This is a genomic window from Kluyvera sp. CHPC 1.2972 (assembly GCF_036759925.1).
GTDB lineage: Bacteria > Pseudomonadota > Gammaproteobacteria > Enterobacterales > Enterobacteriaceae > Kluyvera.
Genome location: NZ_JAPKIB010000026.1, coordinates 1 through 23,830, shown reverse-complemented (window position 1 = coordinate 23,830; position 23,830 = coordinate 1). Strand labels below are relative to the sequence as shown.

24 protein-coding genes, 1 tRNA gene and 1 pseudogene are annotated in these 23,830 nt (G+C 54.5%); 8 read left to right on the top strand and 18 right to left on the bottom strand.

What is annotated here, in order from left to right; all coding sequences use genetic code 11:
* Positions 1-53 precede the first annotated feature (53 nt).
* From nqrM to V6944_RS22405, 7 genes are read right to left on the bottom strand one after another with little or no spacing between them, the layout of a single operon-like run.
* Positions 54-269 (bottom strand): (Na+)-NQR maturation NqrM, encoded by a 216-nt coding sequence (nqrM, locus tag V6944_RS22435; RefSeq protein WP_185669692.1) that lies wholly within the window; start codon positions 267-269, stop codon positions 54-56.
* Between the two features lie 2 nt (positions 270-271).
* A complete protein-coding gene (gene nqrF, locus V6944_RS22430; protein ID WP_333500582.1) occupies positions 272-1,495 on the bottom strand; it encodes an NADH:ubiquinone reductase (Na(+)-transporting) subunit F in 1,224 nt (407 codons plus the stop codon).
* A 12-nt stretch (positions 1,496-1,507) separates the two neighbouring features.
* Positions 1,508-2,104: an NADH:ubiquinone reductase (Na(+)-transporting) subunit E gene (gene nqrE / locus V6944_RS22425; RefSeq protein WP_333500581.1), complete on the bottom strand. Its 597-nt coding sequence runs from the start codon at positions 2,102-2,104 to the stop codon at positions 1,508-1,510.
* A gap of 6 nt (positions 2,105-2,110) precedes the next feature.
* A complete protein-coding gene (locus tag V6944_RS22420; protein ID WP_333500580.1) occupies positions 2,111-2,749 on the bottom strand; it encodes an NADH:ubiquinone reductase (Na(+)-transporting) subunit D in 639 nt (212 codons plus the stop codon).
* Complete coding sequence (locus tag V6944_RS22415) at positions 2,742-3,536, bottom strand: Na(+)-translocating NADH-quinone reductase subunit C (RefSeq protein ID WP_333500579.1); 795 nt, start codon at positions 3,534-3,536, stop codon at positions 2,742-2,744. The genes V6944_RS22420 and V6944_RS22415 overlap by 8 nt, the downstream gene beginning before the upstream one ends.
* Entirely contained in the window at positions 3,529-4,767 is a 1,239-nt protein-coding gene (locus V6944_RS22410; RefSeq protein WP_333500592.1) for an NADH:ubiquinone reductase (Na(+)-transporting) subunit B, read from the bottom strand. The genes V6944_RS22415 and V6944_RS22410 overlap by 8 nt, the downstream gene beginning before the upstream one ends.
* 3 nt (positions 4,768-4,770) lie before the next feature.
* The gene (locus tag V6944_RS22405) at positions 4,771-6,114 is read right to left on the bottom strand and encodes a Na(+)-translocating NADH-quinone reductase subunit A (RefSeq protein WP_333500578.1); all 1,344 of its coding nucleotides are present in this window, start codon (positions 6,112-6,114) and stop codon (positions 4,771-4,773) included.
* A 560-nt stretch (positions 6,115-6,674) separates the two neighbouring features.
* On the opposite strand from V6944_RS22405, the gene dpaA reads away from it, so the two are divergent.
* Positions 6,675-7,415, top strand: a complete 741-nt coding sequence (gene dpaA, locus V6944_RS22400; protein WP_333495306.1) for a peptidoglycan meso-diaminopimelic acid protein amidase — start codon at positions 6,675-6,677, stop codon at positions 7,413-7,415.
* Here the strand turns inward: dpaA and V6944_RS22395 are convergent.
* A complete protein-coding gene (locus tag V6944_RS22395; RefSeq protein WP_185669675.1) occupies positions 7,386-8,153 on the bottom strand; it encodes a class II glutamine amidotransferase in 768 nt (255 codons plus the stop codon). The genes dpaA and V6944_RS22395 overlap by 30 nt on opposite strands.
* 41 nt (positions 8,154-8,194) lie before the next feature.
* Positions 8,195-8,776, bottom strand: coding sequence for a D-sedoheptulose 7-phosphate isomerase (gene lpcA / locus V6944_RS22390; protein WP_333500577.1), 582 nt, complete (start codon positions 8,774-8,776; stop codon positions 8,195-8,197).
* A gap of 238 nt (positions 8,777-9,014) precedes the next feature.
* Here lpcA and fadE point away from each other — a divergent pair, with 238 nt between their 5' ends.
* Entirely contained in the window at positions 9,015-11,459 is a 2,445-nt protein-coding gene (gene fadE / locus V6944_RS22385; protein ID WP_185669676.1) for an acyl-CoA dehydrogenase FadE, read from the top strand.
* 129 nt (positions 11,460-11,588) lie between these two features.
* A complete protein-coding gene (locus V6944_RS22380; protein ID WP_333500576.1) occupies positions 11,589-12,359 on the top strand; it encodes an amidohydrolase in 771 nt (256 codons plus the stop codon).
* A 66-nt stretch (positions 12,360-12,425) separates the two neighbouring features.
* Here V6944_RS22380 and V6944_RS22375 read toward each other — a convergent pair whose 3' ends face one another.
* From V6944_RS22375 to eamB, 3 genes are all read right to left on the bottom strand, one after another.
* Positions 12,426-12,932 carry an autotransporter outer membrane beta-barrel domain-containing protein gene (locus tag V6944_RS22375; RefSeq protein ID WP_333500591.1) on the bottom strand — a complete coding sequence of 169 codons (507 nt, stop codon included), beginning with the start codon at positions 12,930-12,932 and terminating at the stop codon, positions 12,426-12,428.
* A 68-nt stretch (positions 12,933-13,000) separates the two neighbouring features.
* On the bottom strand, positions 13,001-13,444 hold the full coding sequence (locus V6944_RS22370; RefSeq protein WP_333500590.1) for an autotransporter outer membrane beta-barrel domain-containing protein: 444 nt from the start codon (positions 13,442-13,444) through the stop codon (positions 13,001-13,003).
* Between the two features lie 22 nt (positions 13,445-13,466).
* A complete protein-coding gene (gene eamB, locus V6944_RS22365) occupies positions 13,467-14,054 on the bottom strand; it encodes a cysteine/O-acetylserine transporter (protein WP_333500575.1) in 588 nt (195 codons plus the stop codon).
* Positions 14,055-14,157: 103 nt separating this feature from the next.
* Between eamB and V6944_RS22360 the strand changes: the two genes are divergently transcribed.
* Positions 14,158-15,039, top strand: a complete 882-nt coding sequence (locus V6944_RS22360) for a LysR family transcriptional regulator (protein ID WP_333500574.1) — start codon at positions 14,158-14,160, stop codon at positions 15,037-15,039.
* A gap of 60 nt (positions 15,040-15,099) precedes the next feature.
* On the opposite strand, the gene V6944_RS22355 is transcribed toward V6944_RS22360, so the two are convergent.
* Positions 15,100-15,176 (bottom strand) — tRNA-Asp (locus V6944_RS22355).
* A 130-nt stretch (positions 15,177-15,306) separates the two neighbouring features.
* On the bottom strand, positions 15,307-16,038 hold the full coding sequence (gene dnaQ, locus V6944_RS22350; protein ID WP_333500573.1) for a DNA polymerase III subunit epsilon: 732 nt from the start codon (positions 16,036-16,038) through the stop codon (positions 15,307-15,309).
* On the opposite strand from dnaQ, the pseudogene rnhA reads away from it, so the two are divergent.
* Positions 15,992-16,569 (top strand): annotated as a pseudogene (rnhA, locus tag V6944_RS22345) (ribonuclease HI). The gene dnaQ and the pseudogene rnhA sit on opposite strands and share 47 nt — an antisense overlap.
* On the opposite strand, the gene V6944_RS22340 reads toward rnhA, so the two are convergent.
* The gene (locus tag V6944_RS22340; protein WP_333500572.1) at positions 16,566-17,288 is read right to left on the bottom strand and encodes a class I SAM-dependent methyltransferase; all 723 of its coding nucleotides are present in this window, start codon (positions 17,286-17,288) and stop codon (positions 16,566-16,568) included. The pseudogene rnhA and the gene V6944_RS22340 sit on opposite strands and share 4 nt — an antisense overlap.
* Positions 17,289-17,321: 33 nt before the next feature.
* Here V6944_RS22340 and gloB point away from each other — a divergent pair, with 33 nt between their 5' ends.
* Together gloB and mltD are read left to right on the top strand one after the other, a co-directional pair.
* Positions 17,322-18,077 (top strand): hydroxyacylglutathione hydrolase, encoded by a 756-nt coding sequence (gene gloB, locus V6944_RS22335; protein ID WP_333500571.1) that lies wholly within the window; start codon positions 17,322-17,324, stop codon positions 18,075-18,077.
* A gap of 71 nt (positions 18,078-18,148) precedes the next feature.
* The gene (gene mltD / locus V6944_RS22330) at positions 18,149-19,510 is read left to right on the top strand and encodes a murein transglycosylase D (RefSeq protein WP_333500570.1); all 1,362 of its coding nucleotides are present in this window, start codon (positions 18,149-18,151) and stop codon (positions 19,508-19,510) included.
* Positions 19,511-19,569: 59 nt separating this feature from the next.
* On the opposite strand, the gene V6944_RS22325 is transcribed toward mltD, so the two are convergent.
* Complete coding sequence (locus V6944_RS22325; RefSeq protein WP_333500569.1) at positions 19,570-20,364, bottom strand: endonuclease/exonuclease/phosphatase family protein; 795 nt, start codon at positions 20,362-20,364, stop codon at positions 19,570-19,572.
* Positions 20,365-20,505: 141 nt separating this feature from the next.
* Positions 20,506-21,681 (bottom strand): MFS transporter, encoded by a 1,176-nt coding sequence (locus V6944_RS22320; RefSeq protein WP_333500568.1) that lies wholly within the window; start codon positions 21,679-21,681, stop codon positions 20,506-20,508.
* Positions 21,682-21,786: 105 nt separating this feature from the next.
* Here V6944_RS22320 and yafC point away from each other — a divergent pair, with 105 nt between their 5' ends.
* Entirely contained in the window at positions 21,787-22,680 is an 894-nt protein-coding gene (gene yafC, locus V6944_RS22315) for a DNA-binding transcriptional regulator YafC (protein ID WP_333500567.1), read from the top strand.
* A 131-nt stretch (positions 22,681-22,811) separates the two neighbouring features.
* Here yafC and dkgB read toward each other — a convergent pair whose 3' ends face one another.
* Positions 22,812-23,615, bottom strand: a complete 804-nt coding sequence (dkgB, locus tag V6944_RS22310) for a 2,5-didehydrogluconate reductase DkgB (RefSeq protein ID WP_333500566.1) — start codon at positions 23,613-23,615, stop codon at positions 22,812-22,814.
* Positions 23,616-23,830 lie beyond the last annotated feature (215 nt).

The window sequence follows — 23,830 nt, the reverse complement described above, 5'->3', positions numbered from 1 at the left end:
ATGACAAATGAGAAGAATACAAATCGCCCGGCAGAGCCGGGCGAAAAGAGAAACTACAGGATACGGTTCTGCTGGCGCTGCGCCTCCTGGGCGATACGCTTTTTACGCGCATCGCAGGGTTCAGGGCAGTTACACACTTTCTCCATCCCTAACGAAGAAATCCCGCCGCAGCTGCCCTGCAGGCTTTTTCGCTTCACGATATAGCCCAGCGACATGCCAAAAATCACCAGAACAAAAATACCGAAGGTCGCCAGAAAGACCGTTAACATCATCAGCCTCCAAAGTCATCGAGCATGATGTTTTCATCCTCAACGCCCAGATCTTTAAGCATTTTGATAACCGCGGCGTTCATCATCGGCGGCCCACACATGTAGAATTCGCAGTCTTCCGGTGCTGGGTGGTCACGCAGGTAATTTTCATACAGGACGTTATGAATAAAGCCAGTATAGCCCGTCCAGTTATCTTCCGGCAGCGCATCAGAAAGCGCGATATGGAAGGTAAAGTTCGGGTTCTCCTGCGCCAGTTTTTCAAATTCATCCTGGTAGAACATTTCACGTAGCGAACGCGCGCCGTACCAGAAGCTGATTTTACGCTGGCTATGCAGGCGCTTAAGCTGGTCAAAGATGTGCGAACGCATCGGCGCCATCCCGGCGCCACCGCCGATAAACACCATTTCCGCTTCGGTCTCTTTGGCAAAGAATTCACCAAACGGCCCGGAGATCGTCACCTTATCGCCCGCTTTGAGCGACCAGATATAGGAAGACATAATCCCCGGCGGTGCGTCAGGCGCGGACGGCGGCGGCGTGGCGATACGCACGTTGAGCATAATCATGCCCTTCTCGTCCGGGTAGTTCGCCATTGAGTAAGCGCGCAGAGTCGGCTCTTTGACGTCGGAGACGTAGCGGAACAGATTAAACTTATCCCAGTCACCGCGATATTCATCCGGCACGTCAAAGTCAGCGTAGGCCACTTTATGCGGCGGGCACTCAATCTGAATATAGCCCCCGGCGCGGAACGGCACGCTTTCTCCTGCAGGAATGGCAAGCTTCAGCTCTTTAATAAACGTGGCTTTGTTATCGTTAGAGATAACCTCACATTCCCACTTCTTCACGCCGAACACCTCGTCCGGCAGTTCGATTTTCATGTCCTGACGCACGGCAACCTGACAGGCCAGGCGGCAGCCCTCTTTGGCTTCGCGCTTGGTGATATGCGAAAGCTCGGTCGGTAGAATATCGCCGCCGCCCTCTTTCACCTTCACCCGGCACTGGCCACAGGAACCACCGCCGCCGCAGGCGGATGAGATAAAAATGCCGTTGCTGGAGAGCGTATTCAGTAGCTTGTCACCGGCCGGCGTTTTGATCTGCTTATCTGCTTCGTTGTTGATTTCAATGACCACGTCGCCGGCATTCACCAGCTTCGATTTGGCAAAAAGAATCAGCACCGACAGCACCAGCACAATCAGCGTAAACATGGCTACGCCAAGTAATATTTCCATGATTAACGGCCCTTATAGCTGCACACCGGAAAATGACATAAAACCTAGCGCCATCAGTCCGGTGGTGATAAAGGTGATCCCTAAGCCGCGCAGTCCCGCGGGCACGTTTGAATACTTCATTTTTTCACGGATCCCCGCCATGGCGACAATCGCCAGCGTCCAACCGATACCGGAGCCAAAGCCGTAAACGATGGACTCGCTGAAGTTATAGTCGCGCTGCACCATGAACGATACGCCACCGAAAATCGCACAGTTCACCGCAATAAGCGGCAGGAAGATACCGAGCGCGGTATACAACGACGGGAAGTATTTATCGAGGATCATCTCGAGGATCTGCACCAGAGCTGCAATCACCCCGATAAAGGTGATGAAGTTCAGGAAGCTGAGATCCACGCCTTCAACCAACGCGCCGTCGCGCAGCACCAGGTTATAGACCAGGTTGTTGATCGGCACCGACAATCCCAGCACGACCGTTACCGCGACGCCCAGACCGAAGGCAGTCGAGACCTTTTTCGACACCGCGAGGAAGGTACACATCCCCAGGAAGAAGGCCAGCGCCATGTTTTCAACAAACACCGCACGGACAAACAGGCTAATGTAATGAGCCATAATCGGTTACTCCTTTTCCTGCTGTTCCGGCTTCCAGCTACGCAGCGCCCAGATCAGCAAACCGATAATGAAAAACGCGCTCGGCGCGAGCAGGAACAGACCGTTAGGCTGGTACCAGCCGCCGTTCTGTACGGTTTCCAGTACCGTCACCCCAAACAGCTTGCCGCTGCCGATAAGCTCACGCAAGAAGCCGACGATCAGCAGGATGGCGCCGTAGCCCAACCCGTTACCGATACCGTCCATAAAGCTCGCCAGCGGCGGGGACTTCATGGCGTAGGCTTCTGCACGCCCCATCACGATACAGTTAGTAATGATAAGCCCAACGAAAACAGACAGCTGCTTAGACGTTTCGTAAGCAAATGCGCGCAGCAGTTGATCGACGACGATAACCAGCGAGGCGATAATCGCCATCTGCACGATAATGCGCACGCTGTTTGGAATGTGATGGCGGATCATCGAGATAAACATGCTGGAGAACGCCGTCACCAGCGTCACCGCGATGGTCATCACGAAGGCCGTCTCAAGCTTGGTGGTGACCGCCAGCGCCGAACAGACGCCAAGTACCTGCAGCGCAATCGGGTTATTGGCGATAAGCGGGCCAACCAGCACGCGCTTCATCTCTTTCATATCACCCTGCTCAGCCATGATTCAGCCCTCCTTCACGCACCTGTTTCAGGAACGGGCCAAAGCCCATTTCACCCATCCAGAAATCAAAGCTGTGCTGCACGCCGTTAGCGGTGAGCGTCGCGCCGGATAGGCCGTCGACAGCGTAGAGATCGCCCTGCGGTGCCGCCCCCTTCATGACGCGCAGCGCCGGTTTACCGTTGTCGTCTACCACGCGTTTACCCACAAACTGCGCACGCCAGTTCGGGTTTTCAATTTCACCGCCGAGGCCCGGGGTTTCCCCCTGGTCGTAGTAGGTAATGCCGCGGATGGTGCGTCCATCGGTATCCAGCGCCACAAAGGCGTACATCATCGACCACAGGCCGTTGCCGTACACCGGCAGGACGATCTCCTGCACCTTCTGCTGTTCATCTTTAATCAGGTAGATTTCCACCACGTTGCTGCGACGGCGAATCCCTGCCGGGTCTTCGCCTGAGGCCAGCGCGACGCTTTGTGCCGGGTCTTTCAGCGCCTGACTTTGGTTAAACTTCGCAGGATCTTTATCAAGGATCTCGCCGCTTTTTAAATCCACCAGACGCGGTACAACACGGGCCGCGTAGATCTCGGCGACCTCGTCAGCGGACATTTTGTCGTGCATCAGCCCGGCAACCGCCAGAATGTTGCGCTGTTTATCCAGCGCACGCTGCTCCTGCTGGAGAGGCTTAAGCCCAACGGCGGAGCCCGCTACCACGATGGAGCAGACCAGGCAAAGCACCAGCACCACCAGCAGCGTTTTGCCGATGCTATCGTTACTTTTGTTTTCAGCCACGCGACTTCCTCCGCTTAATATTGGCCTGCACCACCAGGTAATCAAACAGCGGTGCAAAGAGGTTGGCGAACAGGATCGCCAGCATCATCCCTTCCGGATAGGCTGGGTTAACCACGCGGATTAACACACACATCACGCCAATCAGCGCGCCGTAGCACCATTTGCCTTTATCGGTAAACGAGGCGGAGACCGGGTCGGTTGCCATAAACATCATGCCGAAGGCAAAGCCGCCCAGCACCAGGTGCCAGTACCACGGCATGGCGAACATCGGGTTGGTGTCGGAACCAATCAGGTTAAACAGCGTGGCGCAGACCACCATGCCGAGCATCACCCCGGCGACGATGCGCCAGGAGGCGACGCGACCAAAGATAATCAACGCCCCGCCGAGCAGAATCATCAGCGTTGAGACTTCGCCAATAGAACCGGGGATATTGCCGATGAAGGCATCCATCCAGCTCACCGGCTGACCGGTCACGACGTTAACCAGCGACTCACCGCCATGGCTCGCCCACTGTGAGAGCGGCGTGGCGCCAGAGAAACCGTCGGCCGCGGTCCAGACTAAATCACCGGAGATTTGCGCCGGATAGGCGAAGAACAGGAAGGCGCGACCGGCCAGCGCCGGGTTAAGGAAGTTACGACCAGTACCGCCGAATATCTCTTTGGCAATGACGACACCAAACGAGATCCCCAGCGCCGCCTGCCACAACGGCATGGTTGGCGGGACAATCAGCGCGAACAGAATCGAGGTGACGAAGAAGCCTTCGTTGACCTCGTGCTTACGCACGACGGCAAAAAGCACTTCCCAGAAGCCCCCCACCAGAAAGACGACAGCGTAGATAGGTACGAAGAACACCGCGCCGAGCATCATCATGCTGAGCCAGCCAGCATCCGGGGCGAAGCTCACGCCCAGCGCCTGCGCTACGCTGTAATGCCAGTTGCTGGCGATCACCTGCTGGAGTTGTTCGGCACCGTAGAGCTTGTGCAGCGCCGGAATGGTCTGCAGACCGACGTTGTACATCCCCCAGAACATCGCCGGGAAGACGGCGAACCAGACGAGGATCATCATACGTTTCAGGTCGATAGCATCACGAACGTGCGCCGCGCCCTTCGTCACGTGACCCGGCGTGTAGAGCAGCGTTGCCGTTGCTTCATACAGCGGGTAGTACTTTTCCAGCTTGCCGCCCTGCGTGAAGTGCGGCTCAACTTTTTCCAATAGCTGTTTTAAGCCCATCACTTAGCCTTCCTGCTCAATTTGCGTTAATACGCGGCGTAAGACCGGCCCGTATTCGTATTTTCCTGGGCAAACGTAAGTGCACAGCGCCAGGTCTTCTTCATCAAGCTCCAGGCAGCCGAGCGCCTGCGCGCTGTCGGTATCTCCTGCCAGCAGGTCACGCAGCAGGACGGTTGGCAGGATGTCCAGCGGCATGACTCGCTCGTAGCTGCCGATTGGGACCATTGCGCGTTCGCCACCGTGGGTATCGGTGGAGAGGTTGAACCGCTTTTTCTTGAGGAAGTGGCCAAGCGTGGTGCGGGTAATGGAGAATTTATCCCGCCCCGGCGCAACCCAGCCCAGCAGTTCTTTATCGCGCCCTTCTTTCAGCACGCTGACCTGCAGATGGAAACGCCCCAGGAAGGCGTGCGGCCCGACGGCCTGCGTGCCGTTCAGGACAGAGCCAGAGAGAACACGGTTTTCACCGTCGTGGAGTTCGCCCGCCAGCATGGCGTCAAGATCCGCGCCGAGGCAGGTACGCAGCAGACGCGGCTGTTTTACCTGTGGGCCGCCGAGCGCAATAATGCGTTCGGTCCAGAGCACACCGTCGAGGAACAGCTTGCCGTAAGCGATAACATCCTGATAGTTCAGGTGCCACACCTGCTTATTCAGGCTCACCGGCTCCAGGAAGTGAATGTGAGTACCCACTAGCCCAGCAGGATGCGGGCCGGTGAATTGATTGAAGGTCACCTGTCCTTGTGGATGCCCCCCCAGTTTTCCACCGCTGCCCTGACAGACATGCACTCTGCCATCGGTCAACCGCGTCAGCACGGTCAAGCCAGCGTTAAAGGCATCGCGCTGGGCGAGAATAATCGGCTGCGGGTCGGCCGCCAGTGGGTTGGTGTCGATGGCGGTGACGAAAATAGCGACGGGCTCAGTACCCGGCATCGGTGTTTTGCTGAACGGACGCGTGCGCATCGCGGTCCATAATCCAGATTCAATCAACTGCGCGGCCACCGTTTCACGCGGTAGCGTTGCTAGCTCATCGGGCGCGTAAGCGTTAAAGACCACGGCATCATCGCCATCGATATCGATCACCACCGATTGCAGCACCCGACGCTCACCGCGATGGATGGCGCTGACGATGCCGCTGGCCGGGGCGGTAAAACGCACGCCGGGGATCTTTTTATCTTCGAAAAGCAGCTGCCCTTTGGCGACCCGGTCACCTTCTTTGACCGCCATCGATGGGCGCAGCCCGATATATTCTTCACCTTTCACCGCGACACGCGTGACCGTCACATCATCAATGCGTTGCCCGTCGGGCAGGCCAGCTATAGGCAGATCGAGACCTTTGGTTATTTTAATCATACTGTTCGCAGGTATCCGTTAACGACGGCGTCAGATCGAAGCTGAAGCCAGCGTTTTGGTTAACGAAACAAAAGAAAGGAGTAAAACCTGAAACCCAATGACCATCCGTGATTGGGCATATGAGAGATTGAAGCATCCTTTCTTACGCTGTTCTGAGAGTCAAATACATTCATCACTCAGATGAAAACTCAGTCACTCAATTCCATCTCAAATGATTCAGTTACGAAAGTTTACCATTTTCTCTTTCACTGATGCAGCAGTTCCGCTTTTGAGGCCGCTAAATTGCGAGCCGATACGCAAAGTGAACGCGATTCAGACAAAGATAGCTAGTGAATCATCGGCTTATCCTACACTCTCTGTAGCTGATGTTGTCAGGCAGAGAAACAGCACAACGCACCGGGTTCAGGCGGGTTTGCATTACGAAATGGTAAACGCCTACCGCACCTCTTGCGAAAAAATGCGGTGGTGCTAAGGTGAGCGCACAAAAAACAGATTTGTCTGCTTTTTTCTCTCTGTTGCCTTCCTGGCATGTTGTTATCTTTTATCAAGGAACAAGTAGTATGCGCAAAATCGCATTTGTTATTGCGATGCTTTTGATGCCGTGCGTTTCGTTTGCTGGGTTATTAAGCAGCAATACGCCAACGACGCCTGTCAGCAAAGAATATAAGCAGCAAATGATGGGCTCACCGGTCTATATCCAGATTTTCAAAGAGGAGCGCACGCTCGACCTCTTCGTCAAGATGGGTGAAACCTACCAACTCCTCGATAGCTATAAGATCTGCAACTACTCAGGCGGCCTGGGGCCGAAGCAGCGTCAGGGCGATTTCAAAAGCCCGGAAGGCTTTTACTCGGTGCAACGTAGCCAGTTGAAGCCAGATAGCCGCTTCTATAAAGCGATTAATATTGGCTTCCCGAACGCCTATGACCGCGCTCACGGTTATGAAGGGAAATACCTGATGATTCACGGTGCCTGCGTCTCGATTGGCTGCTACGCCATGACCGATTCCGGTATCGATGAGATCTTCCAGTTCGTGACTGCAGCGTTAGTCTTCGGTCAGTCGAGCGTTGAAGTCAGCATCTATCCGTTCCGCATGACAGATGCCAACATGCAGCGCCACAAATACTCGTACTTCAACGATTTCTGGCAGCAACTGAAGCCGGGCTACGACTACTTCCAGCAGACGCATAAGCCGCCGATGGTATCCGTGGTTGATGGGCGTTATGTGGTAAGCAAGCCGCTGAGCCACGAAGTGGTCCAGCCGCAGCTGGCATCAAACTATACGCTCCCCGAGACAAAATAAGCGCCATTCGCCTGGCATCACCTTGTGCCAGGTTTCATTCCCCGTCAGCGGTTGGGTTGCTATCACGGTAACCACATCGTTGGCGGTGGTCTCCTGCTGAAAATCAATTTCCACATCCCTATCCAGAAGCTTCGCCACGCCAAACGGCGCACGGCGGGTAATCCAGTACAGGTTGGTTGAGCAGAACGCCATCACGTAGCGACCGTCCGACAGCAGCATGTTAAACACACCTTTTTCGCGCAGTTCATCCGCCAGCGAAGCAATGTATTTAAAGACCGCCTGCATGTTGCCCGGCGTGCGCGGATAGCGCTCGGTGAGCTTGTGCAGCAGCCAGCAGAAGGCTTTCTCGCTGTCGGTTTCACCGACCGGGCGGAACTGCCCCGTTTCCAGCGATTTATAGCCGGTAAGCTGCCCGTTATGGGCGTAGGTCCAGTTGCGTCCCCAGAGTTCGCGGGTAAACGGGTGGGTATTTTCCAGCGCCACCATTCCACGATTCGCCTGGCGAATATGCGCGATGACGGAGCAGGACTTGATAGGATAGTCCTGCACCAGCTTGGCGATGGGAGATTGGTAGCTGGGCTGCGGATCTTTGAACGTGCGACAGCCTTTGCCTTCGTAGAAGGTAATTCCCCAGCCGTCTTTATGCGGCCCGGTGCCCCCACCGCGCTGGACGAGCCCGGTAAAACTGAAGCAAATATCGGTTGGCACATTGGCGCTCATCCCGAGCAATTCGCACATATCACACCCCCACAGCTAACGGGGCCGAAGCCCCGAGGATCTTAAGCTTTAACCATCTCTTTTTCGATCAGCATGATCAGGATGTGAATCACTTTGATGTGAATTTCCTGAACACGGTCGGCGTAACCAAAGTGTGGTACGCGAATTTCGATGTCCGCAGAGCCGGCCATTTTACCGCCGTCTTTGCCGGTCAGCGTGATCACTTTCATTCCCTGCGCACGCGCCGCTTCGATAGCTTTGATCACGTTTGCAGAGTTACCGGAAGTGGAGATCCCCAGCAGCACATCGCCCGTACGACCGACGGATTCAACGTAGCGAGAGAACACATATTCATAGCCGAAATCATTACTCACACAGGAAAGGTGGCTGACGTCAGAAATCGCAATCGCCGGGTAACCCGGACGGTTTTCGCGGTAGCGGCCGGTCAGCTCTTCCGCGAAGTGCATCGCATCGCAATGAGAACCACCGTTACCGCAGGAGAGCACTTTGCCACCGGCTTTGAAGCTGTCCGCCAGCAGGACTGCCGCGCGCTGAATGGCGTGAATGTTGGCTTCATCCTTAAGGAAGTTTGCCAGCGTATCGGCGGCTTCATTCAGTTCGTTACGAATAAGATCCTGGTACATGAGGATAATCCTTCAGCATTAATAAAATTGTCATCGCTAGTGTACCGGATAGCGCCAGTACAGAGAAGCAAGCACAGATCTATTCACCGGATGTTTGGATTTTTAGTGCGCTAAAAAGCAGCAACAATGTGAGCGAGGTTGTAATTATTTTGTAAACACATTGCTAAATAAAAACACATCAACTACAACCATATCATCACAAGTGGTCAGACCTCCTACAAGACAGGGGCATTTCTCTATGATGATTTTGAGTATTGTTTTAACCATTGCCGTACTCGGTGCACTCTTCTATCACCGTATTAGTTTGACGCTCGGCAGCGTGATTCTGCTGGCCTGGACCGCCGCTCTCGGCGCAATTGGCCTGTGGAACCTGTGGCTGCTGGTGCCGCTGGCCATTATTCTGGTGCCGTTCAACTTTACGCCGATGCGTAAAGCGCTGATCTCAACGCCAGTGTTCCGCATGTTCAGCAAAGTGATGCCGCCGATGTCGCGTACTGAGAAAGAAGCGATTGATGCCGGTACCACCTGGTGGGAAGGCGATCTGTTCCGCGGCAACCCAGACTGGAAAAAGCTGCACAACTACCCGCGTCCACAGCTGACCGCCGAAGAGCAGGCGTTTATTGATGGCCCGGTTGAAGAAGCGTGCCGCATGGCTAACGACTTTGCTATCACCCACGAGATGGCTGACCTGCCGCCAGAGCTGTGGGCCTACCTGAAAGAACACCGTTTCTTCGCGATGATCATTAAGAAAGAGTATGGCGGTCTGGAGTTCTCCGCTTATGCCCAGGCTCGCGTACTGCAAAAGCTCTCTGGTGTTTCCGGCATTCTGGCGATTACCGTCGGCGTACCGAACTCCTTAGGGCCGGGCGAACTGCTCCAGCACTACGGCACTGAAGAACAAAAAGATCATTACCTGCCGCGCCTGGCGCGTGGTCAGGAGATCCCCTGCTTCGCGCTGACCAGCCCGGAAGCGGGCTCCGATGCCGGTGCGATTCCGGATACCGGCGTCGTCTGCATGGGTGAATGGCAGGGCGAGCAGGTTCTGGGTATGCGTTTAACCTGGAACAAGCGTTACATCACTCTCGCACCGATTGCGACCGTACTGGGCCTGGCCTTCAAGCTGTCTGACCCGGACAAACTGCTGGGCGGCGCGGAAGATTTGGGTATCACCTGTGCCCTGATCCCAACCAACACCCCGGGCGTTGAAATTGGTCGTCGTCACTTCCCGCTGAACGTTCCGTTCCAGAACGGTCCGACGCGCGGCCAGGATATCTTCGTGCCAATCGACTACATCATTGGCGGGCCGAAAATGGCCGGTCAAGGCTGGCGTATGCTGGTTGAATGTCTGTCCGTTGGCCGCGGTATTACCCTGCCGTCTAACTCGACCGGCGGCGTGAAATCCGTGGCGCTGGCGACCGGTGCCTATGCGCATATTCGCCGCCAGTTCAAAGTGTCGATTGGTAAAATGGAAGGGATTGAAGAGCCATTGGCACGCATCGCAGGCAATGCCTACGTGATGGACGCAGCGGCAACATTAATTACCTACGGCATTATGCTCGGTGAAAAACCGGCGGTACTGTCGGCTATCGTGAAGTACCACTGTACCCACCGCGGCCAGCAGTCCATCGTTGACGCCATGGATATCGCCGGCGGGAAAGGCATTATGCTTGGCGAAGGTAACTTCCTGGCGCGTGCTTACCAGGGGGCGCCAATCGCTATCACCGTTGAAGGCGCGAACATTCTGACCCGTAGCATGATGATCTTCGGTCAGGGCGCGATTCGTTGCCATCCGTACGTACTGGAAGAGATGGCGGCGGCGCAGAACAAAGATGCCAACGCGTTCGATAAGCTGTTGTTTAAACACATCGGCCACGTCGGTAGCAATAAAGTGCGCAGCTTCTGGTTGGGTATCACCCGCGGCTTAACCAGCCCGACCCCAACCCGCGATGCCACCAAACGCTACTATCAGCATCTGAACCGTTTGAGCGCCAACCTGGCTCTGCTCTCGGATGTGTCGATGGCGGTACTGGGCGGTAGCCTGAAACGTCGTGAGCGCATCTCCGCCCGTCTGGGTGATGTGCTGAGCCAGCTGTACCTCGCCTCTTCCGTCCTGAAACGCTATGACGATGAAGGGCGTAACGAAGCAGATTTACCGCTGGTGCACTGGGGCGTTCAGGATGCGCTGCATCAGGCAGAACAGGCGATTGACGACCTGCTGAAGAACTTCCCGAACCGCTTTGTCGCAGGGGCAATGCGCGTGGTTATCTTCCCGACCGGCCGTCATTACAACGCGCCGTCCGATAAGCTGGACCATAGCGTCGCGAAAATTCTGCAGACCCCGAGCGCCACCCGTTCCCGTATTGGCCGCGGTCAGTATCTGACCCCGAGCGAGCACAACCCGGTTGGCCTGCTGGAAGAAGCGCTGGTTGATGTCATGGCAGCCGACCCTATCCACCAGCGTATCTGCAAAGAAATTGGCAAAAACCTGCCGTTTACTCGCCTGGATGAACTGGCACGTAACGCGCTGGCTAAAGGCCTGATTGACCAGGAAGAAGCGGCCATTCTGACTAAAGCAGAAGTTAGCCGACTGCGTAGCATCAACGTTGATGACTTTGCTCCGGACGAGCTGGCGACTAAGCCGGTAAAGCTGCCGGACAACGTGCGCAAGGTTGAAGCCGCGTAACGTTTTCGATTCGTTATCCTCAAAGCGGAGCCTGGCTCCGCTTTTTTTTATGCAAATGGTCCTCAGCAAAGCTGCGGCCTGATAAGGTGTTACCGTTAGATTTACGTCCTGCAACAGAGGAGTATCACCATGTCTGGCTTGAAGATTACCCTTTTACAACAACCCCTCGTGTGGATGGACGGCCCTGCAAATCTGCGCCACTTTACCCGGCAGATGGAAGGGATTACCGGGCGTGATGTGATAGTCCTGCCGGAAATGTTTACCACCGGCTTTGCGATGGAAGCCGCAGAACAATCGTTGTCGGAAGACGAGGTCGTAGCCTGGATGCAGGAGCAGGCGGAACGCACCAATGCGCTGGTTGCTGGCAGCGCGGCGCTGCAAACGGGCCTTGGCGCAGTGAACCGTTTTCTGCTCGTCGAGCCTGATGGCCGCGTACATCGCTACGATAAACGTCATCTTTTCCGCATGGCGAATGAACATCAGCATTATATTGCGGGCGATAAGCGCGTGGTGTTGACGTGGCGTGGCTGGCGTATTCTGCCGTTGGTGTGCTACGACCTGCGTTTCCCGGTGTGGTCGCGTAACCGTAGCGACTACGATCTGGTGCTCTATGTCGCCAACTGGCCTGCGCCGCGCTCTTTGCACTGGCAGGCGCTGTTGACGGCGCGGGCGATTGAGAATCAGGCCTATGTGGTGGGATGCAACCGCGTCGGCACCGATGGCAACGGCCATCACTATCGTGGCGACAGCCGGATTATTACCCCGCAGGGTGAGATTCTGGCCACTGCCGAACCGCATCAGGCTACGCGTATCGACGGTGAGCTTTCACTGGTAGCGCTGCAGGAGTATCGCGAGAAATTCCCGGCCTGGCAGGATGCCGATCCCTTTGCGCTGGGGTGACGAACACCACATAAAACGCCGCCCCAGGTTCGGGACGGCGTTGTGCTTTATTGTGCTACAGGCTATTTACCAGACATATTTAACGCCAATAACCCCTTCACTTCTGCGGTAGCCGTTATCTCCCGTTTCAGCGCTCAACTTCGCCCAGCCCTGCCAGTTATTGCTGATGCGTGCCTGAACCCCCGCTTCCACCTCATAGCGATTATCCGGGATATCCTGCGAGAAACGATCGTCATCCATTTTCAGCGAGTTATTTGATTCGCCGTGCCACCAGCTGACGCCAACAAATGGCTGAATGCCTTCGTCTTTTGTTATGCGGCCATAGAGACGGGCCCCCAGTCGGGTCGTGAGACCATTGGCATCTGCGCTATGAATACGCGTCCCGTTCTGTTCGGTATGGTTATCGGCGCTATACCAGTCGTAAATCAGTTGCGCCTGAGGTTCAAGCAGCCACTGATAGTTGCCGGTGTTGCCCAGTTCAAAGGCATAGCCAGATTCAACAGACCACTGCCACAGTCGGCTATTGTAGCTTTCAGAAGGCAGACTCTGGCCTTTTACTGTGTTCTCAACCAGCCGTGCTGAACGTAGGTATCAACATAGCCCCCGGTAGCCCTGGACGCGCTACCGAACCAGGTGGCATATTAGCCAACGCTGTAACCATCAACATCCCCCGTGGCTTTGCTGGCACCGGCCTTATAGGCATTCGGGTTGGTGCTGTCGATATCGCTGTGACCGTAGCCCGCCATCACGCCCAGCAGGAAGCGCTGATCGTTGTTATCCCAGCGAGCGATATCACCACCCAGTTGGAACATCGCAGTGTTGGTATTCACGTTCAGCGACTGACCTGCCGCTGTGCTGTCGGTGGAATAATTGGATGCTCTTATCCACATGCCGCCAGCGCCCGACTCAGACTTGTTAGGCTGGGAAAACTCAGGCTCACCCAAACGTTCATGCATGGTGTGAGCAAACATATTGATAGCGGCGGCCTGGTTACCCAGGTAAGCACCGATTTCCGGGCGATGCGGGTTATATGACGGTGTTGGCGTCGGATCGGGATCCGCGAATTCGGCGGTGGAGTTTGAGATGTCTTACGAGTAGGCCCGCTTGTCAGACAAACATCCGCACCGCGCAGTAAATCAGCAATGCCGCCAGTACCCAATTTAGCTGGCGGCCATAGCGTTGAAATACTCGCTGAAAAAGATGCCCTGCTAGCGCCCAGCAAACGTTGCCCAATACGCCAATAAGCGCCAGCAGAATGCTGACACCAACCACCCAGTGCCACTCTCGCGTATAGGGCAGAACAAAGGTCGACAGCGCCGTAATGCCGTAAAGAATAATTTTCACATTCACAAACTGTAGCCCGCAGCCGGCCCAGAAGCTGACCGGTGGCTGGCTGGCATCATTGCCACCCGGAGCGCTGATGGCGATACGCCAGGCGAGCCAGACGATATACGCGGCACCGATAATGCTCAGCCAGTGCGTCATCGCCGGGTCGAGGCTGACCAGGGAAAAAGTCAGCCCCGCGCACAACAGCATAATGGCTAAAAAGCCCGCCCCCATTCCCGCAAGCACCCGTGAACTCTGGCGAAAACCGTGGGTAGTGACGGCGTTAAGCGCCAGAATATTGTTAGGTCCGGGGGTCAGTGCTGTGATCAGGGTATAGGTAAAAAAGGCACTTATCAGGGTTGAAGTCACTTGTTATCTCCTTAGTTTTGCCTGACAGTACCCGAAGCCAATTATTTAAAAAAATGAATGTTTTCTAATTAAGAATTCGAATTTATCGATACATGAGGTCACGATGGATTTACGCCGCTTTATTACGCTGAAAACCGTGGTGGAAGAGGGTTCATTTCTCCGCGCATCGCAAAAACTCTGCTGCACCCAGTCAACCGTGACCTTTCATATTCAGCAGCTTGAACAAGAGCTGTCGATGCAGCTATTCGAGAAAATTGGCCGGCGGATGTGCCTGACCGCTGCGGGGAAAAATATCCTGCCGCACGTTTATGAGCTAACAAACGTTATATCCTCTATTCGCCAGGCGGCCCAACAGGACGCCGAGCCGACGGGAGAGCTACGCGTGGCGACAGGCGAAACCCTGCTAGCCTATAAAATGCCACAGGTGCTGCAGCGCTTTAAGCAGCGAGCACCGCAGGTGAAGTTGTCGCTGCAATCGCTGAACTGCTATGTCATTCGCGATGCACTGCTGGACGATAAGGTGGACCTTGGGGTCTTTTATCGGGTTGGGAACGATCAGGCTTTAACAATGCGCCATTTCGGCGAGCAGCCGCTGGTGCTGGTCGCATCCCCCGAATTTCATGGCTACGACTTCACCCGTCAGGATCAGCATATTCCGGTGAGCTTTGTGATTAACGAGCCCCAGTGTATTTTTCGGCAGATCTTTGAAAGTACGCTGCGTCAGCGGGCGATCACCATAGGAAATACCATCGAGCTGTGGAGTATTGAGAGCATTAAGCAGTGCGTGGCGGGAAATCTGGGCGTGTCGTTTTTGCCGCGTTTTACCGTCGAGCGTGAGCTGGCAAGCGGTGAACTTCAGGCGCTCCCGTTTAGCCCAACGCCGATGACGATTAGCGCCCTTTGCGCACATCACGCAGGAAAAGCCGTTAGCCCTGCCATGCAGGTGTTTATGGAGTGCATGGAGGCATTGCTGGGCGAGGAATAAAAATTAAAGGATCAGAAACGACGAAAGCCCGAATCATTGCTGATTCGGGCTTCCTGAAAGTGGCGGAACGGACGGGACTCGAACCCGCGACCCCCTGCGTGACAGGCAGGTATTCTAACCGACTGAACTACCGCTCCGCTGTGTTCCCTTGGGAACGAGGCGAATATTACGGATTCCCCAGCAAACCGTCAACGCTTTTTCTCTACTTTTGAATCGTTTGCTGCAAAAATCGCCCGCACGCTTGTTTTCCCAGCAAAAGTCGCCGTTTTACGACCGCCAGAGGCAGCTTCCACCTTTTTTCTGCACCAGATCGAGGCGGGATTCATGATTTGCCAGCTCTTCATCAGTGGCATAAACCACGCGTAACTTACTTGCCGCACGTACAATACGTTGAATACCGGCATCTCCCGCCTGCTGCTGCGCTTCGCCTTCCATTGCAAATTTAATCGAGGTCTGTCCACCGGTCATGGTCAGATAGACATCTGCCAGAATCTGGGCATCGAGCAATGCGCCGTGCAGCGTACGCTTGGTATTGTCTATTTCATAACGTGAACAGAGCGCATCAAGGCTGTTGCGCTTGCCGGGGAACATCTTCCTCGCCAGCACCAGGCTATCGGTAACTTTGCAGAAGGTATTGGTTTTTGGAATACCGCGGTTGAGCTTACTAAACTCATAGTCCATAAAGCCGATATCAAACGACGCGTTATGGATAACCAGTTCCGCGCCGCGGATGTAGTCCATAAACTCATCGGCCACGTCGGCAAAAGTTGGTTTATCCAGCAAAAACTCATCGGCGATACCGTGAACGCCGAAGGCTTCAGGATCCACCAGCCGATCGGGTTTGAGGTAAACGTGGAAGTTGTTGCCGGTTAAACGACGGTTTATCACCTCGACGGCACCGATCTCGATGATCTTGTGGCCTTCATAGTGGGCACCGATCTGGTTCATACCGGTGGTTTCGGTATCCAGAACGATCTGTCGTGTAATTGCAGTGCTCATATCAGTCATTTATGTCAGACTTGCCGTTTAACTTTGATTGCAGATACAGGAAGTCTACCAGAGATGCTTAAACAGGTAGAAATTTTCACCGATGGCTCTTGCCTCGGTAACCCAGGTCCAGGTGGTTATGGCGCCATTCTACGCTACCAGCAGCGGGAAAAAACCTTCAGTGAAGGCTACCGTCTGACCACCAATAACCGCATGGAAATGATGGCGGCCATCGTAGCACTTGAAGCGCTGAAAGAGCCGTGCACCGTGGTGCTGAGCACCGACAGCCAGTATGTTCGCCAGGGGATCACCCAGTGGATCCACAACTGGAAAAAACGCGGCTGGAAAACGGCGGATAAAAAACCGGTGAAAAACGTCGATCTCTGGAAGCGCCTGGACACCGCCCTCGGCAAACATGAAATTCGTTGGGAGTGGGTGAAGGGCCACGCTGGCCACCCGGAAAACGAACGCTGCGACGAGCTGGCGCGCACGGCCGCCAACTCACCAACGCAGGACGATGTAGGTTATCAGCCGGAGGCTTAAGCGTCCGGTTTACGATACTGCCGCGTCGCGCCCACGGCCTGCTGAATGCGGTTTTTGGCTTTATTCTGCCGCATAGGATTAAGCGTAAGCGGAATCGTCCGCTTGCGTGCCACGATCACCTGCAGGCACCCCAACGCCGGTAAATGCGTGCTGAGCAGCGCCCCGCCCTGTTTTGCCCAGGGAAGCACCTGGAACCGACTTTGGTGCATCACTTCAAAATTCAGTAGCGCAAGCCAATCCAGTTGCCGCATCAGGGTAAACATCCGGCTATTGTAGGGCGTCGATTTTCGCAGTACGGGTACCAGTTTACGCAACCCCATCAGGCTCACCGGGTTAAAGCTGGTGATAATCAACCAGCCATCATCGATGAGCACGCGGTCAGCTTCACGCAGCAGGCGATGAGGGTCGCTGCACCACGGCAGCGTGTGCGACAGCAGGCAGGCATCCACGGATTTCTCCGCAAACGGCAAATGCAGAGGGTCAGCCTTCACCTGCATCGGGTTGCCTTCCAGCGAAATATTGACCTGATGAGAGATAGCGCAGGCTTCGGTGTTGATCTCTGCGCTGAGGTTTCCCACCTTAAGCAGGTGAAAACCGTACAGCTTACCCAACCAGGGTTTCAGTTGACGATCGATAGCCTCGCGATAATATTCACCCCAGGGCATTTGCGCCCACGAGACAGGCGCTGAGACTGTTTGAGGTATCCTTGCCGGTTTCATCACAACCTTCCCTACGCGTTTAAGAGGTAACAAATGAATCTTAACAGTATTCCGGCCTTTCAGGACAACTACATCTGGGTTCTTAATGATGAAACGGGCCGTTGTTTGATCGTCGATCCGGGCGATGCCGCACCGGTACTTGAAGCGATCAAAGCGAATAACTGGCATCCAGAGGCGATCCTGTTAACCCATCACCATAACGATCATGTCGGCGGCGTCGGCGGTCTCGTTAAGTCTTATCCGAATATTGAGGTTTATGGCCCCAAAGAGACTCACAACAAAGGGGCAACAAAAATAGTGGCCGACGGCGACTGTATTCACATCCTCAACCAGGATTTTCACGTTCTCGCCACGCCGGGCCACACTTTAGGACATGTCTGTTTCTATAGCGCGCCCTGGCTTTTTTGCGGCGACACCCTGTTTTCCGGGGGCTGCGGGCGTCTATTTGAAGGCACACCAACCCAGATGTATCAGTCGTTGCAGAGAATTAACATGCTGCCCGAAGAGACGCTAGTTTGTTGCGCCCATGAGTACACGCTCTCCAATATGACCTTCGCGCTGAGCGTTTTACCGCATGATTTATTCATTAGCGAATACTATCGAGAAGTGAAGGAGTTACGTGCAAAAAAACAAATAACACTCCCCACAACTCTGAAAAAAGAGCGTCTGATTAATCTCTTTTTAAGAACGGATGATATTGATTTAATTGACGAAATAGAGAAAGAAACAAAGTTGCTACAATCTGAACAGCGTTTTGCCTGGTTACGGGCAAAGAAAGATAACTTCTGATACTTCCGGGTTGCGTTTTCGAAAGTTCGTCGTTATCATCGGTCGTCTTTTAAGCAACTATTGACACACACATGAAGGCAAAAGCGATATTACTCGCCTCTGTCCTGCTCGTGGGTTGCCAGGCTTCACAGCAAGGTAACGTCCAACAGCACGCACAGAGCCTTTCTGCGGCTAGTCAAGGGGAAGCAGGTAAGTTCGCAAGTCAGGCACGTTGGATGGACGATGGGACATTCGACATGCAGAATCAGGATTTGTGGGCTTACATTGGCGACGAGCTAAAGATGGGAATCCCGGATAACGCCCGGGTTCGCGAACAGAAACAGAAGTACTTACGAAATAAGAGCTATCTCCACGATGTAACTTTACGGGCAGAGCCGTATATGTACTGGATAGCCGGGCAAGTTAAGAAACGTAACATGCCAATGGAACTGGTATTACTACCCATAGTGGAGAGCGCTTTTGACCCGCACGCAACGTCTGGTGCCAATGCCGCAGGCATTTGGCAGATCATTCCGAGCACAGGGCGAAATTACGGTCTGAAACAGACCCGCAGTTATGACGCACGTCGTGATGTTGTTGCTTCCACAACGGCAGCACTGGATATGATGCAGCGTCTGAACAAAATGTTCGACGGCGACTGGTTATTAACCGTGGCGGCGTATAACAGCGGTGAAGGCCGTGTAATGAAAGCAATGAAAGTGAACAAGGCCCGTGGCAAACCCACCGACTTCTGGTCACTGCCGTTGCCTCAGGAAACGAAATTATACGTACCGAAGATGCTGGCGTTGAGCGACATCCTCAAAAACAGCAAACGCTATGGCGTTCGTCTGCCTACTGCAGATGAAAGCCGTGCACTGGCACGCGTACGCATTGATAGCCCGGTAGAGATCTCACAGCTGGCCGATATGGCAGGTATGCCAGTCAGCAAGCTGAAGACCTTTAACGCGGGCGTCAAAGGCTCAACGCTCGGGGCAAGCGGTCCGAAGTACGTGATGGTGCCACAGAAGCATGCGGATCAGCTGCGTGAATCCCTGGCCTCCGGTGAGATTGCCGACCTCCAGCCCACGCTGGTTGCTGACAACACGCCGATGACCAGTCGTAGCTATAAAGTACGCTCAGGTGACACGCTGTCAGGTATCGCTTCACGTTTAGGCGTGAACGCGAAAGATCTACAGCAGTGGAATAACCTGCGTGGCAGCAGTCTGAAAGTCGGTCAGAGCTTAACGGTAGGTGCGGGCAGCAGCGCTGCACGTCTTGCCGATAACAGCAGTATTACGTACCGCGTACGTAAAGGTGATTCGCTTTCGAGCATCGCCAAACGTCACGGCGTGAACATCAAAGATGTGATGCGCTGGAACCGCGATACTGACAATCTGCAGCCGGGCGATCAGCTGACGTTGTTTGTGAAAAACAACGACCGTCCTGATTCCTGACAGGCAACCATTAAAAAAGGCACCGTTTCCCCCGGTGCCTTTTTTTTATTTCCCCAGCCCTATTTTGCCGGGCTAAATTCCACAATTAGCGGATTATGATCGGAAGCTTTAGTGACCAGAACCGAGGCATCCGCCACGCTTAGCCCACGATAGAAGACAAAGTCTAACGGGCGGCCAAACGCGCGACGCCGCTGGTCATCATCAAAACGAACGGGGCGCAGCGACATATCGCGAGCAAACCGGTATAACGCGTTCATACGCGGACGGCTCCAGGCGTTAAAATCTCCCGCCATAATCACCGGACCCGTGTGCTGGGCAATCTGTTCACCGATAGGCATCAACTGCTTGCTATAGACATCCACACCGAGGCTAAAGTTAACCGCGTGAATGTTCACGACCATCAGCAGGCGCGCGTCAGGAAGTGGGTAAACGGTCACTAACGCCGACTTGGCCAGCCGCAGTATCGGCTCACGTTCGCGCAATGGACAGCAGTATATGGGATGGGCAGCGGACAGCGTCATCACACCTGAGGGGTGATGCGGCAACGCAAACGCGGGAACCTGATCGGCGGCAAGGTAGTTAGTGGTCGCAAACTTCACCAGCTCAGGCGTCGTCTGCGCTTCCTGTAATAGGACCAGATGGGCATCTTTACCGAACTTATTCAGCACCGACAGCCATTCAGCCCGCTGCTGCTTAAAGATGTTCCACACCAGGATGCGAATGTTTTCTTCCGTACTTAACGGCTTACCCACCGAGAGTGCCTGGCTAATGCTGGTATAAGCGCCGGGAGGAGGCAGGATTCGCTCCGCTGGCTGTCCGGCAATATAGCGCATGGCGTAGGTATTTTTTCGCACTTTCTTTTATAACCTCAATAACGAAAGAACCCGCCTGATTCCAGGAAGGTTCTTCTGTTATAGGGGCTTTTGCCCACGGTTTCAACGCTATTTGTGATAAAGCTGCGTGAACTTCTGTAAGCGCACGCTTACTCTTAAGCCTTAGCCTAACGCGACGCGTGCGGGCCTATCCAGGCGACCGCTCAGGCCAGTCAGCAGCAATGCACCCACAACAATCAGTGCACCAATCCACGGCGTTTGCGCCAGACCATAATGCTCAACCGTCTGGCCCCCCACCACGGAACCGATAGCAATCCCGACGTTAAAGGCGGCGATATTCAGACCAGAGGCTACATCGACCGCAGCCGGGGTGTATTGCTCTGCTTTTTGCACCACATAAACTTGCAAGCCCGGAACGTTACCGAAGGCAAAGACGCCCATCACGAGGATGGTGACCAGTGCTGCGTACTGAATGGATGCCGTGAACTGGAACACCAGCAGCAGTGCAGCCAGCGCCGCAAAGATAAACTTCAGTGCCGGTACTGCGCCGTGTTTGTCCGCCAGTTTACCGCCCCAGATGTTCCCAATCGCTACCGCTACGCCGTAGCCCAGCAGGATCCAGCTCACTGCGCTCGGCGTAAAGCCGGCCAAGTCTTGCATCATCGGCGCCAGGAAGGTAAAGGCCGTAAAGACACCGCCATAACCTAATGCCGTAATGGCGTAAATCATCAGCAAGCGTGGGTGAGTCAGTACTTTCACCTGGTCTGCCAGGCTTGCAGGCGCACGCCCTGGGATATTACGCGGGATCAGTACCGCACTGGCAATCAGGGCAATCACACCGAGCAGAGAAACGGCAAGGAAGGTTTCCCGCCAGCCAAAGTGCTGGCCGATAAATGTCCCCATCGGTACGCCGGTCACCAGCGCAACGGTCAGGCCGCCGAACATAATGGCAATCGCCGATGCCGCCTTCTCTTTAGGTACCAGACTGGTCGCAATCGTCGACCCAATGGAGAAGAAGACGCCGTGAGCCAGACCGGTCAGCAAACGTGCAACAACCAGCGTGGCGTACCCTGGTGCCTGCCAGGCTAGCAGGTTACCGATGGTAAAGAGTACCATCAGCGCCAGAAGCAGCTGTTTACGCGGCAGTTTACCCGTCAACGCCGTCAGCACCGGCGCGCCAATAGCAACGCCCAGGGCATAAATAGAGACCAGCATCCCTGCGGAAGGCAGAGAGATGGCAAGTTGTTCAGCAATCGTCGGCACCAGGCCAACAATGACAAATTCGGTTGTGCCAATTGCGAAGGCACTGATCGTTAAGGCTAGAAGCGCCAGCGGCATAATTTAACTCCACATCATCAGTATTAAGATGACACGTAGTATGCCGGGGTGTTTAAATAACAAAAATATTCAAAATCTCAATAGAATTTTGCTTCAGGTGCAATAATGAGAGCGACATCAGAAGAAATTGCCATTTTCGTGGCGGTGGTGGAAAGCGGCAGCTTCAGCCGTGCTGCTGAACAACTCGGGCAAGCCAACTCGGCGGTAAGCCGGGCAGTGAAGAAGCTGGAATCAAAGCTCGGCGTGAGCCTGCTTAACCGCACCACGCGTCAGCTGAGCCTGACCGAAGAGGGAGAGCGTTATTTCCGCCGCATGCAGGTTGTGTTGCAGGAGATGGCTGCGGCCGAGAACGAACTACTGGATACTCGTAACACGCCGCGAGGCCTATTGCGCGTGGATGCCGCCACACCGGTGATGCTGCACTTCCTGATGCCGCTGGTGAAGCCCTTCCGTGAACGTTACCCGGAAATGACGCTTTCGCTGGTCTCCTCCGAAACCTTTATCAATTTGATTGAGCGTAAGGTGGATGTCGCAATCCGCGCTGGAACCCTGACGGATTCCAGTCTGCGCGCTCGTCCGCTGTTTAGCAGTTACCGGAAGATTATTGCCTCGCCGGAGTATATTGCCCGCTACGGGATGCCAGAGAACGTTGTCGACCTTAAAGAGCATCTTTGCCTGGGCTTTACAGAGCCATCCTCGCTGAATACCTGGCCTGTTTACTGCTGTGACGGCCAGTTTATGGAGATTAGCGGTGGTATTTCGTCAAACAGCGGTGAGACGCTTAAACAGCTGTGTTTGCACGGTAACGGTATTGCCTGTCTGTCGGACTATATGGTGGATAAAGAGATTGCTAGCGGGGAATTTGTTGAGCTGCTGGCCGATAAACGGTTGCCGGTAGAGATGCCGTTTAGCGCGGTGTACTACAGCGACCGTGCGGTGAGTACGCGTATCAGGGCGTTTATTGATTTTCTTAGCGAGTATGTGAAAAGCAATCAGTAATGCGGCAATGGGGAGATCCCGGCGTCGGCGTAAACGCCTCGTCCGGGCTACCAGAGGGTTGCAGCCCGGACGAGTTACGTTACCCATTGGGGCTACTTGAGGGTTGTAGCCCAAATGGGTTTATCGCGTAGTTAGTCCCACTCAGGAGCCAGACCTTCCGGGCTTACCAGGCGGTCGTTGCAATCCAGCGCAGCGATCGCTTTTTTGTCGTCAGCATCTAATTTCAGATCCAGCGCCAGCAGGTTGCTCGCCAGGTTTTCACGCTTGGTTGAAGATGGGATCACCGCATAGCCTTCACCCATTGCCCAGGCCAGAATAACCTGTGCTGGCGTCGCATTGTGTTTCTTCGCAATCTCAGCAATCACTTCATCTTTCAGTGCTTTACCGTAGGCCAGCGTCATGTAAGAAGTGATGTGAATACCATGCTCTGTTGCCCAATCCACCACCTTACGGTTCTGCAGGTAAGGTGACAGTTCAATCTGGTTGGTCGCAATATTTTCGACGCCAACGGCAGCAATAGCGCGTTCCATCAGCGGAATAGTGAAGTTGGAAATACCAATCTGACGCGTCAGGCCCTGCTGTTTTGCTTCCAGCAGCGCAGCCATGAATTCTTCTACCGACACGGCATCATTTGGTGATGGCCAGTGGATCAGCGTCAGGTCAACGTAGTCGGTACGCAGCTTCTGCAGGCTCTCTTTGAGACTAGCAATCAGCTTGTCTTTGCTCAGGTTTTCGATCCAGATCTTGGTGGTGATGAACAGTTCATCACGTGCAACACCGCTTTCAGCAATGGCCTGACCGACGGCCGCTTCGTTGTCATAGATCTGTGCGGTGTCGATAGTGCGATAGCCCAACTCAAGAGCGGTTTTAACGGACGCGATAACAACGTCATCTTTCAGGCGGAAAGTGCCGAGGCCAAGTGCAGGGATTGTCATGATTTTCCTCTTATTTATCAAATATTGGTTAACGAAAACCATTATGACGGGTGGGAGGATCGAGAAAAAGATCGTTAAACGCAGAGGATTTTTGCTAAAACAGCAATAATTAGACGACGCACAAAGAAAAAAGCCCTGAGCAAATATGCTCAGGGCTCTTAATAAGTGGCGGAACGGACGGGACTCGAACCCGCGACCCCCTGCGTGACAGGCAG